The 16,684-nt window shown below is 47.7% G+C and carries 15 protein-coding genes; 3 read left to right on the top strand and 12 right to left on the bottom strand.

Annotated elements, in window-relative coordinates; translation table 11 throughout:
• Positions 1-169: 169 nt before the first annotated feature.
• Positions 170-1,099 carry a DUF1848 domain-containing protein gene (locus VZT47_RS03370; protein WP_330223563.1) on the bottom strand — a complete coding sequence of 310 codons (930 nt, stop codon included), beginning with the start codon at positions 1,097-1,099 and terminating at the stop codon, positions 170-172.
• A gap of 73 nt (positions 1,100-1,172) precedes the next feature.
• Between VZT47_RS03370 and VZT47_RS03365 the strand changes: the two genes are divergently transcribed.
• The gene (locus tag VZT47_RS03365) at positions 1,173-2,282 is read left to right on the top strand and encodes a M48 family metallopeptidase (RefSeq protein ID WP_330223562.1); all 1,110 of its coding nucleotides are present in this window, start codon (positions 1,173-1,175) and stop codon (positions 2,280-2,282) included.
• Between the two features lie 280 nt (positions 2,283-2,562).
• Here VZT47_RS03365 and VZT47_RS03360 read toward each other — a convergent pair whose 3' ends face one another.
• From VZT47_RS03360 to VZT47_RS03350, 3 genes are all read right to left on the bottom strand, one after another.
• Positions 2,563-3,855, bottom strand: coding sequence for a DUF445 family protein (locus tag VZT47_RS03360; protein ID WP_330223561.1), 1,293 nt, complete (start codon positions 3,853-3,855; stop codon positions 2,563-2,565).
• Positions 3,852-5,066: a DUF445 family protein gene (locus VZT47_RS03355; RefSeq protein ID WP_330223560.1), complete on the bottom strand. Its 1,215-nt coding sequence runs from the start codon at positions 5,064-5,066 to the stop codon at positions 3,852-3,854. The genes VZT47_RS03360 and VZT47_RS03355 overlap by 4 nt, the downstream gene beginning before the upstream one ends.
• Positions 5,067-5,387: 321 nt before the next feature.
• On the bottom strand, positions 5,388-6,413 hold the full coding sequence (locus VZT47_RS03350; protein WP_330223559.1) for a helix-turn-helix transcriptional regulator: 1,026 nt from the start codon (positions 6,411-6,413) through the stop codon (positions 5,388-5,390).
• Between the two features lie 368 nt (positions 6,414-6,781).
• Between VZT47_RS03350 and VZT47_RS03345 the strand changes: the two genes are divergently transcribed.
• Together VZT47_RS03345 and VZT47_RS03340 are read left to right on the top strand one after the other, a co-directional pair.
• A complete protein-coding gene (locus tag VZT47_RS03345) occupies positions 6,782-7,477 on the top strand; it encodes an RNase H family protein (RefSeq protein ID WP_330223558.1) in 696 nt (231 codons plus the stop codon).
• Between the two features lie 10 nt (positions 7,478-7,487).
• Entirely contained in the window at positions 7,488-7,976 is a 489-nt protein-coding gene (locus VZT47_RS03340; RefSeq protein ID WP_330223557.1) for a single-stranded DNA-binding protein, read from the top strand.
• Between the two features lie 267 nt (positions 7,977-8,243).
• Here the strand turns inward: VZT47_RS03340 and VZT47_RS03335 are convergent, their stop codons facing one another.
• The 8 genes from VZT47_RS03335 to VZT47_RS03300 form a co-directional block, all read right to left on the bottom strand.
• On the bottom strand, positions 8,244-9,416 hold the full coding sequence (locus VZT47_RS03335; protein WP_330223556.1) for a hypothetical protein: 1,173 nt from the start codon (positions 9,414-9,416) through the stop codon (positions 8,244-8,246).
• 185 nt (positions 9,417-9,601) lie between these two features.
• Positions 9,602-10,447: a glycosyltransferase family 2 protein gene (locus VZT47_RS03330; RefSeq protein WP_330223555.1), complete on the bottom strand. Its 846-nt coding sequence runs from the start codon at positions 10,445-10,447 to the stop codon at positions 9,602-9,604.
• Positions 10,402-11,190 (bottom strand): sugar phosphate isomerase/epimerase family protein, encoded by a 789-nt coding sequence (locus VZT47_RS03325; RefSeq protein ID WP_330223554.1) that lies wholly within the window; start codon positions 11,188-11,190, stop codon positions 10,402-10,404. Before VZT47_RS03325 ends, VZT47_RS03330 begins: the two co-directional genes overlap by 46 nt.
• On the bottom strand, positions 11,187-12,125 hold the full coding sequence (locus VZT47_RS03320) for a hypothetical protein (protein WP_330223553.1): 939 nt from the start codon (positions 12,123-12,125) through the stop codon (positions 11,187-11,189). Before VZT47_RS03320 ends, VZT47_RS03325 begins: the two co-directional genes overlap by 4 nt.
• A gap of 26 nt (positions 12,126-12,151) precedes the next feature.
• A complete protein-coding gene (locus VZT47_RS03315) occupies positions 12,152-12,541 on the bottom strand; it encodes a GtrA family protein (RefSeq protein WP_330223552.1) in 390 nt (129 codons plus the stop codon).
• Positions 12,538-13,461, bottom strand: a complete 924-nt coding sequence (locus VZT47_RS03310; protein ID WP_330223551.1) for a glycosyltransferase — start codon at positions 13,459-13,461, stop codon at positions 12,538-12,540. The genes VZT47_RS03315 and VZT47_RS03310 overlap by 4 nt, the downstream gene beginning before the upstream one ends.
• Complete coding sequence (locus VZT47_RS03305) at positions 13,458-14,582, bottom strand: FAD/NAD(P)-binding protein (RefSeq protein WP_330223550.1); 1,125 nt, start codon at positions 14,580-14,582, stop codon at positions 13,458-13,460. Before VZT47_RS03305 ends, VZT47_RS03310 begins: the two co-directional genes overlap by 4 nt.
• A 1,556-nt stretch (positions 14,583-16,138) precedes the next feature.
• Complete coding sequence (locus VZT47_RS03300; protein WP_330223549.1) at positions 16,139-16,684, bottom strand: nitroreductase family protein; 546 nt, start codon at positions 16,682-16,684, stop codon at positions 16,139-16,141.

Raw genomic sequence — 16,684 nt, 5'->3', positions numbered from 1 at the left:
GAAGCATACGCTCATTACGATTTCTGCTGCCGATTGATCAGTATGTCCCGGAATTCTGGGAACCCGGCTCTATCCTCCAGTCCTTCATTTACAGGAGGACTTGTTTTCGTGCTCAAAAGCCGCTCATCACCATGTGATGGGCGGCTTTTTTGTTATCTGATAAAAATTCCTAAAAGAGGCTCACTTCTCTTTCGATCCAGCTTTCTTCCCTGGCCTCGGTTAGGATATCTCCGGGGAGGCTGTTTCCTATGAGGAAGGGCGAATCATCGTCATGGTGCTGCCAGCTGGACAGGACCAGATTCTTATCATAGTTTGCATAGCAGTACCGGCATAGATGCCGGCAGGAATTGTAGGCGCCTATATCGTGGCCCAGAAGACAGGAACAGCCTTCCCTGGCTTCCATATTTGCACCGGCCGGTACTTTCAGTTTTTCGCCGATGGCTTTTTCGATTCGTTCTTTCGTAAAGCAGCCATCCACATGGATCCCCACTCTTTCAAGGCCGGGGTCTTCGTGGCAGGAGACGACTTCCATACCGTATTTTTTCGCGATGGAAACAAAGGCAGCGGCGAGCCTGTACTGATCCGTATGGGAAACCCGGGTCACTTCAGGAAAGTTCCGGTGAATTTTGCTGTATAAATCAATGAAGCTGATAATGACCGTTTCCGTATTCCCTTTCATTTCAGAGGCCATATGGTCGAAAGCCTGCAGATGGAAGTCGAAATCATATTTTTCAGATAGAAATATGGGATCGTACCTCCAGGTGAGGGCCTTATTTCCAACTTTTCCTGAAAGGCCGCGAAAAGAGGCAATCACTTCTTCTTTGGGCGGGACATGAGGTTCTATTTCCTTTCCATAAGGGGTGATGGTGACATGCCAGACCTGGCGGAAAGGGATTTTTTCTATAAAGGGCAGGAGGGGCGCCGGATTTTTCGTGCAGAAGCAGAGGGCATCCACTTTGGACGGATCCAGTGCATAGCGGGTGACCTGGATGGGATTGAATGGATTCCGCACCAGGACGAAGCCTGCTTTCAGACGGTTCAGAAACCAGCGGCTGTAAAAAGCAGGGATATCGGTGCGCTGTCCTGTATTGATGATCATAAGTTTCTCCTTTCCTATTTCTTTTATTATAAGGGATGGAGTAAAATAGATATAGATTCGAGCAAGGAGGTTTATGATGACCAGAAAAATAAAACTCGCTTTGACTGCTTCTCTGCTTGGCCTTTCTCTCGGCCTTCCCATGGCCATGCCAATTCCGGTAGAAGCTTCTGCGGACTGGGGTTCCATTATCGGCGCTGTCATTGGCGGCGCTTCCGCTTACAAACAGATTGACCAGCAGATGGATTATGTCAATAACACGGAAGAAGGGCGGCAGCAGTATTTCGCCAAAATGAAGGAAGAACAGGGTGTATCCTATGATGCTTACTACAATTCCATGCTGGATGAAATCATGACAAATCTCTCCAATGGCATTGCGGCATCGGACCCCTCCATCAATGACAAGCCATTTCTTTATTTCCTGAATGCCGATACCTCTTTCAACGCGGCCTGCGGCCTCGGTCACTGCATGACTGTGAATATCGGGCTTTTCAGCATTTCCGACAATATTGACGAGGTGGCTTTCGTGCTGGGCCATGAAATGGGACACGGCATGAAGGATCATGTAGTCAAAGGAACAAGGAAGAAATTAAATACCATCATCGGCGCCCAGATTGCAGCCGGTGCTCTGGGCGGGGGACAGCTCGCCAATATGGCCATGAGTGCCATGGTGGGCCAGATCAATAATGTCCAGATTACGAAGAAAAATGAATGGGAAGCGGATAATCTTTCCTTTGATTACTGCTACCAGGCAGGTTACAATCCCGGCGCCGGAGCGGCTCTCTGGCAGCGGGTGTTCGAAAAAGAGGGGGAATTCAAAAATAACCTGCTGGGCGAAATTTTCTCACCCAATGACCACCCGGGCCATGAAGAACGCCGGGACAATTATACAAAGAAGCTGGTGGCTCTCTCGGGAAAACATGCGTCCATCAAAAAGGGAACCGATATGGTCCAGGTGAACGGAAAGGATTTCATTGCTCCTTCTGCCACTTCTTCTATGAGCGGCGCGGAAAGGAAATATTTCGTCCTTGGAAATCTGGCCGCTGCCTATGACCATGGCCAGAATAAAAACAATGCCACTGCTTCGGGCGGTACTGTCTATCTTGGAAATCAGGCCATCCTGACGCCCACCGGTGACGATCCGTCAGCTGAAGTTCTCGCAAAGAGACTGAATGAGATCAAGTGAGTGAAAATCAGCGGTTCACGGCCGGTCTCACATAGTGCTTTTCGTTCTTCGTGATTCGTTGTTCGTTCTTCGTTAAGGTGGCGGCCTTCGGCCACAGGTATTGATAGTGGGAAAGCCATCAGCCGTTAGTTTTTTAGCATCAAAAAAGGCCCGTTTTCGTGCTGAAAACGGGTTCTTTTTTAATGGTAGAAATAAAGATTCCTCCCTTTGACCGCTGCCGCACCTTCACCGCAAATGGCTGACTTTTAACGGCTAACTGCTAACGGCTGATAGCTAAAGGCTATATCAAAGTTTTTATCAAAGGAACATATATAAAACTAATAAACAGGTACAGCACTCCCCCGGCAGCGAGGCCTACGATAGCCCCGTTGATCCGGATGCCTTCCAGTTCCTGATGGACCCTGGATTCTATAAATTCATTGAGGTCTCTTTCGCTCTTTCCGGAAAGTTCTCTGCAGATGATTTCAGCCAGGAATCCGTGTTCATAGGTAACAATGTCCGAAAGGAGGCCTTTCGCGCTTTCGTCCAGTTCATCCCGCAGCCCTTTTTCACCTTCCAGTTTTTCAAAGGTCCGGGAAATGGCCTTTTCCATTTCAGGCACCAGTTTTCTTTCCAGATTTCCATCTTCCACCCAGTTTTTACGGAAAAGGGCAAGAGCTTCTTCGGATTTTTCCCGAATCGGGATTTCCTTCAAAAGGGAGAGGCAGAAATCATGAATCCCGGTCTCTGCCGGAGAAGATTCGAGGAAAGCTTTCATCATGTCTTCCCACCGGTCCGCAAGGAGCTCCCGGAAGGGATTTTCCGGGTCCCGCCAGGTATGGATTTCCGCCCGGAAAGCGCCGATGAGAGAAGATGCCATGACATCATAATCAATGACAGCCCCGCCCAGAGTCATGGCTTTATAGGTAAAACGCTCGATAAAATTCAGTTTTTCTGCTTCTTTTTCTCCTGAGTTTCTGAGGAAGGCGGAGAGAGTCCTCTCCGTTTCCTTTTCCGAGAGTTTTTCTTCCAGCGCAGCAAGAAGCTTGTCCATCCACAGGGTGCGGACGGCCAGGGATTCCACTTTCCCCTTCACGAAATTCCCAAATTTCCCGCCCAGGGAGTAGAGTCCCTTCTCCGCCAGAAGGGGCATTTCTTTTTCCTGTTTCTTCAGAAACAGAAGGAGAAAGCCGGCAGTGCTCCAGGCGATTTCTTTTTCCAGAGCCTTCCTTTTTTCGCTTCCCTCCGGCCAGGCTTTGAAAAAAAGCCCGGACACCGAAAACTGCCGGATGGCGCCGATGATTTTTTCTCTCGGAAGCAGGCTGTGATTCACGTCCCCCAGACTCCTGATGATCTGTTCCCTGTTTTTCGGCACCAGGGGACGATACGGAAGGGAAAGACGTCTCCGGAAAAGGGCTTCCACTGCCACCCAGTCCGCGCAGCAGCCGATGAAACAGGACTGGGTCAGGAAATAAAGGACTGCCACCCATCGTTCCTGTCCCAGGGGCGTGAAGTAATAAAGGACAAGGAAAACCGCAAAGAGGAGGAAGGAAATCAGAAAAATACCATTGGCCGTCTGATATCGTTTTCTCATAGTATGCCTCCTGTGAGGGACAAGAGGAAGAAAAGGAGGCCCAGGATGGCGCCAAAGAAGGAACCGTTCAGCCGGATGACGGCCACATCTTCGGAGACTCCTTTTTCTGCCAGTTCTGAAAGTTTTCGTCCGTCATATTCTTTCAGTTTCATTTCCACGGCTTTGTCCATTTCTTCATGAATGAAGTCCATGTGGGACAGGACATGATGAATGATGAAGGCATCGAAATCCCTTCGGAAATGGTCATTCCGAAGGCCTTTGTCCACCATGGCAAGCGCCGACTTTGCCAGCTGGTCTGCCAGGGTTTCCCTGTTTTTGTCCCACAGCTTTTCCAGCCACCCCGCGCCGCCGGAGGAAAGGAAGCGGGTCACATGATTTCCGATGAAATCATTCACTTTCTTTCTCAGTTCTTCATCGCTTTCCAGTTTCTGCTGCCAGGCGTCATATTCTTCCCCGATTCTCCGGGAGAGAGGGCTTTCCGGATTGCCGATGGACGATGCGGTTTCCCGGATTTTCTTCTGAATGAGGGAAATCACGAATTCATCTTTGCTTTCCATGACCCAACGGGCCAGACCACCCAGCATCTTTTCATCCCGGTACCGGCTCCAGGCGTCGAGATAAATTTTCCCTATTTCCTCTTTCGTCAGTTCATCTTCCAGAAATACCTGAATTTCCGCGGCAAGGGAAAGGGAGATTTCCCGCTTTCCCGGATAGGCGGCGTAAGATTTCATCACATGGGCGATGATGCCGGCCCAGTCCATGGTGAGGGCCCCTTTTCCCGCCCATTCTTCAAAAAGGGAAGAAAGCCATTTCCGGTCCACCGATTCCACGGCCAGGAGGGCTCCGGCCCGGAGAAGTTTTTCCACGCCGGGACGATGGTAAAAAAGCCAGCTCCGGATAACGGCAGCCGGTTCATGCTGCGTCAGAAGGCGGCGGAAGGCAGAAGGTCCCAGGACTTCTTTCACCATATCTTTGGCGAGAAGGACGATTTCATCCCGTTTCCCTGCAATGAGATCGGTGCGCTTTGAAATACCCAGGGGTTTTCTGAAAAGGGAAGTCACCCCGAACCAGTCTGCCATGCCTCCCACGGCAGCAGCAAAGGACAGATGAAAAAGTCCGTCCACCGGAAGGATTTCCCGAAAAGGCGCCGACGCCAGGGCAGTGAGGAGAGAAATCCCCAGCACCGCATCGGCCCATTCTTTATGATTCATAGGGCTCACCTCTTTAAGTGACAAGTGACTGTCAGGGTCACAAATGTGCGAAGCCTCATTGCGAAATCGGATTGCGGATTTCGGGGTGGTGGCGGGCATCAGAAATGGAAGCCCGCCTGTTGTATGAAGAAAATTCACCCACTTGGTCAGCCTTGACAATTTCAAATCATAAGAAATTTCTCCTGCTGTCCCAGAATCTGTAACAGGGCCAATGGCCCGCGGCCGAAAGGCCGCTTCATAAGATTGGTTTCCCGAAGGGTCCATATCCTTCCCGCAGTCCCCAATCCGAAATCCCAAATCCGTCGTTTTACGGAATAGCAGTCAGGCTTTTCCTGCCCTGCCGCACTTCCCCATTTCCACAATCTTCTCCGCCTCGGCCAGCCATTTCTTCCTGAGGCTTTCGGGATAGAGGACTTCCACCATGCTTCCCTGGGAAAGGAACCACATGACGATGCCGTCTCCCTGAATCATATCCGTAACAAGCCAGGTCCCGTCTTTCTGCTGCCTGGCTTCTGCTGTAGGAAGGCGGTCCAGGACGGCTTCCAGGGAAGGTCCGCTGTAAATAAACCGCACCTGCTGCAATTCGCCGGGATACATGTACTGGATACTGTTTTTGAAAACCCCTTCCCGGAGACGGCTGCTGTAGGCCACATCGAAAGTTTCTCCCGTATCTTCGATATGATGCATCCGGTCCACCCGGTATACCCGGGTCTCCTCCTTCCCCTTTGCACCGCTTTCCGTGGGTGTGCCGAGAAGGTAGAAATAATATTCCGAAAAGACCATGCCCTCAGGCTGGACTTCTTTGATTTTCCCCCTCACATCATGGATTCCTTTGTAGCGGAAACGGATCACATGATGTTTATTGATGGCACCGATCATATGCCACATGGATTCCACATCCGGTTCCGCGTGGCAGGGATCTCTGTAATCGAAAAGCTCATGTTTCATATAAGTCTTCACATCTTCCTGACCGCTCTGGCAGACTGCGGTCTGCAGAAGACGGCTCATGAGAGAAGTCAGTTTCTTTTTGCTGAGGGCCCGGCTGGCGATGAGGATTTTGCAGATTCCCAGGAGTTCCCCGGGAGAAATCATGGAATTTTCCAGATTCTCTATGCGATAGACTTTCCGGTTCCTGTCATAAATGAGCTGCTGCCGAAGACCGGTTTCCGTATTCTTCCGGTCCAGATGGCGCCTGATATCTTCGAAATACCGGCTCACCGTGCGGATATGGATATTGAATTTTTCCGCCACTTCCGCCTTTGTCAGCACGCCGCCCCGGGAGAGAATATCCCAGAGGTACATCATATGTTCCGTCTTCAGATCGTCCTTTTCCCTTTTCTCATTCATAGGTATCCCGCCTTTCTTTCATGGGAAATCTTTATTTCTATTATAGCAGACTGGGACCAAAAGTGTCCCAGTGAAAAAAATTCGGAAAATTTTGAAAAATATTTCCAAAAATATCCCCATAAATGAAAAGTCCTTCCGATTATATAGAGTGAAAGGGCGAGAAAAGGAGGCGCCCCGGGATAAAAGCCGTTTTGCACGGCGGTTGAACTGTAGAAGATATAGGTTTAAGTAATGACGAAAGCCCGCAAGGGCCTGGACTGTGAGAGGAAGGGGACATCCCCGGAGCTGAGGCATAAGGACAGTTGGACTGCATATGCAAAGCGGCTTTTCTCTTTCCAGTCATCGGGGAAACCCGGAAGGAGACTATCATGGAAAGAAATGAAATGAACAGAAATGGTTCCTTTGGCAAAGGAATGGTCAATGAAAGCTTTGGAAGAAATTCTGGAAACAGAACTCCCGTATCCGCAGAGAAAACCTTCTCCGGAGCGAAAGGAAACGGCTCCCGCGGCAGGAAGAATAAAGTCCCGCCGGTGGCACCCCATGTAAAAATGCTGGACAAGGCTTACTCCGAAAAAATGCCTGAAAGACCGACCATCTGCATCCACAGCATCGTAGACGAAAACGGAGAACACACCGGAGCCTATACCGCAGTGATCCTGAACGAAAAAGGCGCCTGCGTCGCAGCCATCTCCGGAGGCCAGGTCCGGACCACCATGAACAGAATGTACCTCATGGGACTTAGAGAAGCGCTGAACGTGATTGAAAAAGTAGGCGGTGCAAAGACAGTCTTCATCGACACCGACGAAGACTATGTGAAATCCGGAGTCCGTTACCGCTGGTTCCGCCGCTGGAATGAAAACGGATGGAAAACCACCAAAGGCAGCACCGTGAAAAATATCGACCTCTGGCGTGCGGTCGCCGACCTTTTCGGAAAGAAAAATTTCAAATACACCGTTTCCGACCGCGGATTCATGGGAGATGATTTCATCAATCGCTGCGACATCTATGCCAGGGCAGCCCTCCCCCGGATCATGAGCAGCAAAGAAACCTGGGAAGCCGTCTGAGGAGGTCATCATGAATCAGGTAGAAATCGTGGGAAACCTCACCAAAGACCCCGTCATCAAAGCCACCAACACAGGAAAAATGATGGCCCGCTTCTCCGTCGCCGTAGACCGCTCCTATACCACCCTGGGCGGCGAAACAAAAACCCTCACCGACTTTATTACCGTCGTCGCCTGGGGCCAGACCGCCGAAGCCGCAGGAAATTATCTCAAAAAAGGAAGCCGGGTATTCGTCCTGGGACGGTACACCAACAGAACCTGGGACACCCCCGAAGGAATCAGGAAATACATCACCGAAGTGAATACGAACTTCATCGCCTGCCCCCTGGGCAGCTGGGAATGGGAAGGAAAGAAAGGAGGAAAACCAAAGCCAGCCTCCCCGGGGAACCAGGACAAAAGAAATTTCCCCGCCAACGGCCCCTCCCCCTTTCCCTCAAACTTCGGAACCCCAGGGGAAGGACCGGATGGGATGAATCCATTTGATGGGAATCCGTTTATGTGAGAGTTGGACGGTACGGAGGATAGCCTGAACTCTCCGCAAAGGGAAAGGCAAAACCTGCCGGCCACAGATGGGCCCCACAGGTATGGGCCGTTGATATCCAAATCTTCATAAGGTGGAAATATCCCAAAAGACGATTCACCCGGGATCCCTGAAACCATTCCCCGGGAGCTCCGGATGAATTTCCGGAAGTGAGAAGAACAAGTCACAAAAAGGACTGAGTAAAATGTGCGAACATTTTACTCAGTCCTTTTTGATTTGATTACACTATTAATTTCTATTTAAATACAATTTCAGATATCTTAAAGTCTCTACCACAATGAGATACATACACATCTGCACATAGCCAAAATACCAAAGGACAAAATTCATATGAATATGAATATAGGAATGAGACTTCGCTAAAACGATCCAGGATAACGTAGCCATCATAGACAATACCAGGAGAACAATTTCCTTATCTTTCAAATAGCTGAAGATAGGTTCTCCTTTGTGACGGAACCAGGCAAAACCAAAAGCCAGCAACGTCATCAATATGAAATAACCGCCCCGGATTCCCAGTATGATATCCGTCTTGAAAGCATTTGTATAAAACTTGAAATACGTAAGTATTACGCTGAAAACGGAAGCATTAATCGATCTCATCGTAGATGGATTCGTACTATTGAAATTATTTTGGCTTCCCAATACGGTCCGCCTCAGAATGTCCCGATGATAGATATTGATGAGTCCGGAGATTATATTTCCATTCCCCCTGTAATAAGCATGAATGCACATGACAGCAAAGAATCCGGCAAGTCCTCCCAGTGCCAGTGAAAGAATGATTTTCAGGAGTTCTTTCGCCTTGTTCTTATCCCCAGAAGCCGCATAATAAATCATATCGGTTGCAGGAAATAAAACCATGCCTGCCATAACGGTGGAAATATATTCATAACCACAAGAAGCTTTTATTCCAATAGTTAAGAATGCCAGTAAAGCCAAAACCATATTTTTATGCTTTATATGTATTTGGGGCGAAACTGCAGCAAGGCCCACCAGCATAGGCAGGAACCAGGTAAATTCTACCCAATACAGATTTTTGGCAAAATTAACGATCCATGGCGATAGGATAAATACAATTCCCCAAATGGCGGCCAGTTTTTTCCCGTATTTCGAAATCAATAAATAAACGATTCCTAGTATCGTTGCTGACAGCAGCAAGCAGTTCATGTACTGAAAAATGGATTTGATATTTTTGAAGTAAATGTGCTTGCTAATCAAGGAATAAAACTGCCCCTGCCAACCCAATTGGCTTCCATAGGGGCCAAAAGACAGATGATTTTTATCTGCATCTTTCTGCCTGTATATTTTTTCACTTGTGTTCCAATCTCTATTGCCTTTTTCTGTTGTGCTCTTAACGTCCTTGCTGTTCAGCCTTCCCAGACCAAACCATTTTTTATCCAATTGATAGTATGAAGCCGCATAAGACCCAACTGCCAGTTCCTCACTGTCAAGCTGGAAATTTGCTACCTTATCATAGGGATCCAGACAGTTAAATTTGAATACTATAGTGAAAAAGACAAAAAGAATAAACCAATATACCCTGGTCGAGTGTATCCTGGGCATCTAAAATACCTCCTGATTATGAATTACTTACCTTTCGAAGGCTTATAAGCCCCAAAAAGGTTTTTAAAAAGTGTCCGCAACAAATCCCAATTCCCGCCGAAGAAGCTGATTTTCGTTGGCGTTTTGCCGGCCGGTGGATAAATTCTCTTCACCGGGATTTCACAAGTCTTCATGCCCAACTGGTCTGCTCTTACAGAAAGATAAGCCAGTAATTCATAGGACTGAAATACATCCCGCAATGGTTGAACCCTGCTATCTATCAGATATCTTCTTGAATAAGCCCTATATGCATTGGTGGTATCGGTATACCATTTCCCCGCAGTGAGCGAGATAACCGGCGCATGAATCAGCCGTACTGCCACATAACGGATTTTCGGAGTCCTGACTGCTGTCCCTCCGGGAAGAAACCGTGATCCCTGTACGAAATCGTAGCCTTCCTCAAGCTTATCAACAAATTTGGGCACATCTTCAATGCTGTCTTTATCATTGCCATCAATAGTAACGATTCCTTTGTATCCACGTTGGAGAGCCCAGTAAAAGCCCATACGAAGCTGGGCTCCCTGCTTACCGGAATCTCTTTTGGTCAGTAGAGTATTCACTCCTAGCGGATCCAGAATTTCACGACTTGTGCTTCCATCTTTCGACCCACCATCACATATGATGATGTCAACAGCCTTGTCTACTCCAGCAGCCTGGGCGCGTTCCAGTTCATGATATATCCGTTTTCCCTCATTAATGACAGGTATGCACAAAGCATAATCATGACGCTTATCATGCCAGGAATCTTCTTCAAACCTTGGGATACCGGGGATTCTCTCATGCATCATTTCTGAAATACCTCCGCAAGGTAAGCAGCAGATTTTTTCCAAACTATCAAATCTCCAGCCTTCATTTCCAGAGATACATAATTTTTATAATTTTCTGCCTGAAGCCCTTCTTTGACTTCGTTATGCAGTTCCAAAGCAGGCACTGGTTCCAGGTAAGGATGACTTAAATGAACATGATGAATCAGATTGACTTTCCCCTGAAGGAGCTCTGCAGATTCCTTATTTTCTACCATAGTCCCAATATCCAGATTGACTGCAATTCCCGGATGATTCAGCATGGATGCCCATTCCAGCACATCCTTTGTATGATTCATAAAATTGGTATGATAAATAGGCGGATTCGCTTCCAGCGCAAAAACCACACCATGAGAAGCTGCATAATCACCAATTTTAAGAAAAAATTCTTTTGCTATTTCTTCCTGTCCCAGAGGTTCCATATTTCTCTGTCCCGGGCAGCCGAAAACAAGATTGGTACATTCCATAGCCGAAGCAAAATCGATAGCTTTGAAAGTTACTTTCAAAAGAGTTTCCCGTTCCTCTTTGCTGCGAAATATATTTTCCTGTCGACCAAACCAGATGGACTGCATGGAGGCGATTTTCAATCCAAAATCCCGATGAACTTTCTTTGCGAAATCAGATGCTTCCTGCCAATGGTCGTATGGATTCCCCTCTACCACACGGCCGGGAGCCACTTCGAGTCCTGAAAATCCCTGAGCCTGCAGGAAGGACAATACTTCATGATCATCCTTTGCCAGCCATCCAATATTTGATGCTGCCAGCTTCATGACTCTTTACCTCCCTGTGATTTTACAAAACCAAGAATCCCAGCTAAAACGGACTCTTTATTTTCTATGTAACCGTCCCTGCCACCAAAGCCTGACGCATACCGGGTCCGATAATCATAGCAGGGAACCGGACCAGATAATTGATTAGTAAATTCTTTCCCATATACATACTTGAATATCTCGGCAGCTTTAACCGGTTCTGTTGCCAAATGAAGCAAACGGATATGATGATCCAGAGCAAACTGAATATCTTTCCATAAATGAGACAAATTATAAAATTGGTATTGAGCCCGACTGTCTGTAAATGCTAAAGAAGTAAAGCCAAGATTTTCAAACTCTTTCTTCAATTCCGCATTGGTTGGATCCCCGGATTTATAGAGACATTTCCAAAAGCCATTGTTCTGCGGAGTATAACTTTTCGAAATAAGTACTGATTCGCTACTCAACTCCTGATATTTTTCATTCTTAAGCATCGATGGAACAAGCGTCATCATATCATAGAGAAAATTCTTTTTGAGGCCTTTCCCGTAAAGTGCCGGCAAGCGAACAATCAGGCAGTCCGGCACCAGTTCACGGACAGCCAGCTCCAGTTTATATCGATTCAGGCCATAAGGATGAAGTCCTTCGGTAGTGACGGCGTCATCCTCATAGACCCTGACAGGATCTTTCCATACATCGATTGTGGAAATAAGTACAAGCTGCCGGGGTGCAATCTGACGTATATTTTCTACTGCTTTGCTCACTTCAGCCCAATCGGCATTGACATCCCGATTCGCCAGGAACTTTTCAGCCCTGACTCCTGCATAAACGAGCAAATCCGGTTTAGCGCCATAGGCATCAGTAATGTTTGTGGAATGGAACAAGCCATCAAAATCCGTCGCACTGGCAATGTTCTGCCCGACAAAACCTGTTGATCCTACCAAGAATTTAGTCATCGTGGAAACTCCTTTTATTTCAATCATCAGCTTTTTATGGTGATTCGTTTCATCACATAATTCCAGATTGTTACTATTGCTGTTGCCACCAATTTTGCAATCATATACCACAGTCCGCATTGCTCTACGAGGAACCACATGCAAAGCTGGTTCAGTCCCAGGCCGATCACACTGACGATGAAGAATGCGAGTATCTGTTTTACAGTCTGCCTGCCGGATGATTTGAAAACGAAAACGAGGCAAAGCCAGTAGTTCAGTATGACTGCCAGTGTAAATGATATAGCTGCAGAAACGAGATACGGTATCCCCAGATATTCTGTGGCAAGGTAGAGAACGCCATAATCAACGATAAACCCTATGCCCCCTGCGATACAGAACCGAATGATTTCAGCGAGCCGGTTATTTAATATCTTCATGATAATTTATCGATGGATTCCACCACATATTTCTGTCTGGTAAAGACTGTTTTTAAAATCAGTGACAGATAGCGAATAGCGATGGTTAATGTCAAAATCAGTACAAAGAATCCTACCGCCAGAAATAACATGGTGGTCGTCCACCCGGCTACAGGATGAGCCGTGAGGTAAAGTACTACCGTATAAAGGCCCGTCAGTATCGCCACAAGCATCATGAAAATTGAAAAGCCAAGGGATAGACGATAAAAAGTATCTGTATACAGGATTAATGCGTCTACAGCGATTTCTTTCTGTTTAGTTCGTTCCACATCAGTTGCCTTTGGAATCGGGCAGAGAGGAGCATACATGATAGCGTCTGTCTTGAGGCCGCAATTTGCATAGACTGCTTTACGATAGGGTAATGTACGACTCATGGCACGGACTCTGTTGATAGCCCGGCGGGACAACAGACGGAAACTTTCAGTACGGATTTTATACTGCGAACGGGAATACTTGTTATACAGTTGATAAAAGAGAGCTGCTTCCTTATGCCCGCTGTTTTCAGGGCAGGCTGAAACGATGTCAAATCCGGTTAGAGAGTGATCATAAACTTTTCGCAGCAGCCCTTCTCCCCAGGAAAGAATGGTACTGTCAAATTCATATACAAAATCGCCTATAGCCAGATCGACACCGGCATCCATGGCCAGTTCGAGTCCCTGGAAATAGCTCATGGTGAGCAGGGTGACTGTCCCATGCCCTTCTGAAGCGAAAGATTTTATTTCTTCTGCCGTCTTATCTTCTGACGCATCATTGACACATACCACTTCATAATTCAGGAAATTGGAATCGAGATAATCGCAGATATGGGTCAGAAACGGCTTAATATTTGTCTCACAGTTTCGTGCATAAACTACTGCGGAAACGAAATTCTTTTCTTTCATATTGACAGCACCTCATCCAGATCATAGACCGTATTGATTTTGCCTGATAAAACCGCGACATAAGTCGGATTCGTGGAAAAGACTCGGACAACGGTGGGCCGGGAATCATCTATTTCCGAAGCTTTAAGGATTGGCTTCATGGAAAACAGGGAATGATCGTAGTGGAATTCATACTCCGGCCTCATGTATTTCCTTGCCAGGCTGCTCATATAGGGCCAGGCACTCTTTGGTTTCGCCGGACATTCATTGCAGTTGCCCAGACATTCTGGGCAGCAATAACCGTTGGAAGCTTTCTGACAGTCAAAAGTCGGCAGTGTATCATAACTGGTCACATGAGGGGTAAAAGTGACGGAAGTCAATGAGTGATAACCTGTTTTGCCGAAGGGCATAATGGAGAAAAAGGGCCCATCCATCACAGTCAGTCCGACATTCCGAAGTGCATCATTGACCGTACAAAGGATGATTTCACAAAGTTCATACTTGATCTTGAAAGGTTCAAAGCCCAGCATGGTATTGATTTCATTGGTACTTGCATAAGTGGCATTCAAAAGGTAGGGTGTGCAGATTTCATCATTTCCAATCCTGATGCTGTACACATTTCCCTTTTGCTCAATCATTTCCGGCCTTACGCCATAACCGATTTCGATCCCGGGATAATTGGAAATTTCAGATAGCAGATAATCCCGAAGGATATGGGCATCATAGGTATATTCCTCCGTCAGAAAAGTGCCATCGCACATGCCAGGGCGGAAATATTTCGTTGGGCTGATATCATCACACCGAATCCCTGCTGCCCAGCAGAATTTCCTGAACTCCTCGGCATTGGTCCAGGAAAACTGACTGCTTGTCGCATAGACCTGATCAAAAGTCGTGAGACAGCAGAAAGCGAAGTCATGCATAAACCGCTTGAAATAATGGGCTGACTTGGAAGCCGTAGAAAGGGAACGGGGATAGTGATAGCCCATATGTACTCTGGCCTGATTGATAAAAGTGGCCCGCATAAAAGGAGCGCTGTCCTTTTCCAGAACCAGAATCCGCTGCCTTTCATCCTGCCTGGCACTCTGCAAAGCAGCATAGAGACCATAAAGTCCCGCACCAATGATGACTTTATCGTAATTCACGGAATCACTGCCTCCTTCCCGAAGGCAATGTTCATTGCACGATAAAAAAGGCTTGTGAACACAGAACGTACCGAAGATCCGGCTCGTTTCACACGCCTTTTTATGGCAGACTCACAGTCTGCCTCTTTTTTATTGAATTCGAACAATAAAGACAGCCCATCCCGCAGATAGTCACTTGTAGAAGTCCGGCTGCCATGAAATTCTGATTTTCTCCCATAGAGGGCAGAGGAAAAGTTATGCGCTACCCCCCCGATTTTTTCGGCAGACTTACACCGACAGGAAGATTATCCGTTATAGCCATAGGCACCACGATAGAAATCAGATCCATACTTTCCTCTCCCAAAATTAATTTAATATTTTTCATATTTTATCATATATCGTAAGTCTCATACAGTGGAAATTTTTATGGGCCCTTTCTTTCAATCCCCTTTTGACCTGTCATGGACCCACTAGATCTCCTTCGGCGCGGAAGGGGCTGTCTATCACATAAACGGGAAGTGATTCGAAAGTTTCATGCATTACGTAACAATGAATCCCTTAGTAACTATCATTCTGATCTTTTTCCGTCGATACAGCCTTGAATCTTTTCGACTTGTTCCCTCCCACCGCTTCACTTGGAGCCCTCCGAGATGCTTGTACCTTTTATCTTATTTTCGACTTGTACGATAGTACAGCCCCTCCGTCGCCTTCGGCGACTGCCCGAACTTCGGGGAGGCTGAGAGGAGGGCCACGCTTTTTCCGATAGAGTCAATGATCCCTGGTAACTTTTGGCAATGAGCCTCGTATGTGCCGTGGAGAAAATGAGACTTATGCCGTACGGTTTTCTTCGGAATTGACGAAAACGGTACGCGAAAAGGCCCCCTCGAAAGGGGAGCTCCGGCGAAGCCGGTGAGGGGACGAACGGCACTATGTCTAAAAAATGGTGCCCTCGATAATGTCCTGCCCCCATCGGGGGAAGCTCCGCCAAAGGCGGTGAAGGGGGCTATCTATCGCTAGAATACCAGGTTTCACAGAAGCTTCATGCGTTACGTAATCATAGTTCCTGGCGATTATCATTCTGAACGTTTTCCGTCGATACAGCCATGAATGGTTTCGACAAGTTCGTCCTCCCACCGCTTCGCGGAGCCCTCCTATCGAGGAGGGCCCGCTTTTTCCGATAGAGTCAATGATCTCTGGTACCTTTCATCAGTCAGCCTCATATGTGCTGTGCAGCGATAGTACCCCCCTGCTCGCTCCGCTCGCCGCCCCCTGGCCAAGGGGGCAGATGATTTTCGACTTGTACGAGATTTTCAAACTCGTCTGTATACAGTCCCCATATAAATTTCGCGCTGCATCAGCAGCGCCACCTTCCCGAAGTCCCAAATCCGAAGTCCGAAATCCGCTTTCCACTCGCCTGTGTACATTCCCATAAAAAATCGGCAGCCCATCAGGGCTGCCACCTTCACGAACCACGAGTCACGAATCACGAAATTTCGAATAAGACTCAAGCGGGGCTTGCCGTGGCGGGGCTAACTCACGAATACCGTAACTGACTCAGGTCATGATCAGGACAATGTTTACTTAAAGCAAAGCACTTCAGAGAGCGGTTTTCTTTCGTTGGCTGCCGGAATGACTTCGGGGTGGCCGATGGCGATTAATGCGGAGACGTCGTAATTTTCGGGGAGGTCCAGTATTTCCTTGATTTTATCTTCTTCATATCGTCCCATGATGAGAGTCCCCAGTCCCAGAGCTGTGGCGGCGAGGCAGAAATGAGCCGACGCCACGCCGGCGTCAAAGGACTGCCAGTGGGTGCCTTTTTTCGTGGATGGTTTTCCGTCCGGTTCATAGCCCGAGAGGCCTTTGATACAGCAGAGAATGACCAGGGCCGGGGCGGCATGGATATTTTCCCGGTTCCAGGGGTATTTCTTCGCGGCTTCGTCGGCAATCCGGTTTTTCAGGTCTTCATCCAGGATGGCTACATAGCGGATGGGCTGGGTGTTTTCCCAGCAGGAGGCCATCTGGGCCATTTCCACTACGTTTTCGATATCCGTTTCGGTCAGCTTTTCTGCTGTATATTCTCTGATGCTTCTTCTTGAAATGAGGCAGGTAATTGCGTCCATCAT

This window comes from Dialister sp. (genome assembly GCF_036343215.1).
Lineage (GTDB): Bacteria > Bacillota > Negativicutes > Veillonellales > Dialisteraceae > Dialister.
This window is presented reverse-complemented; position numbering and strand designations above follow the sequence as displayed.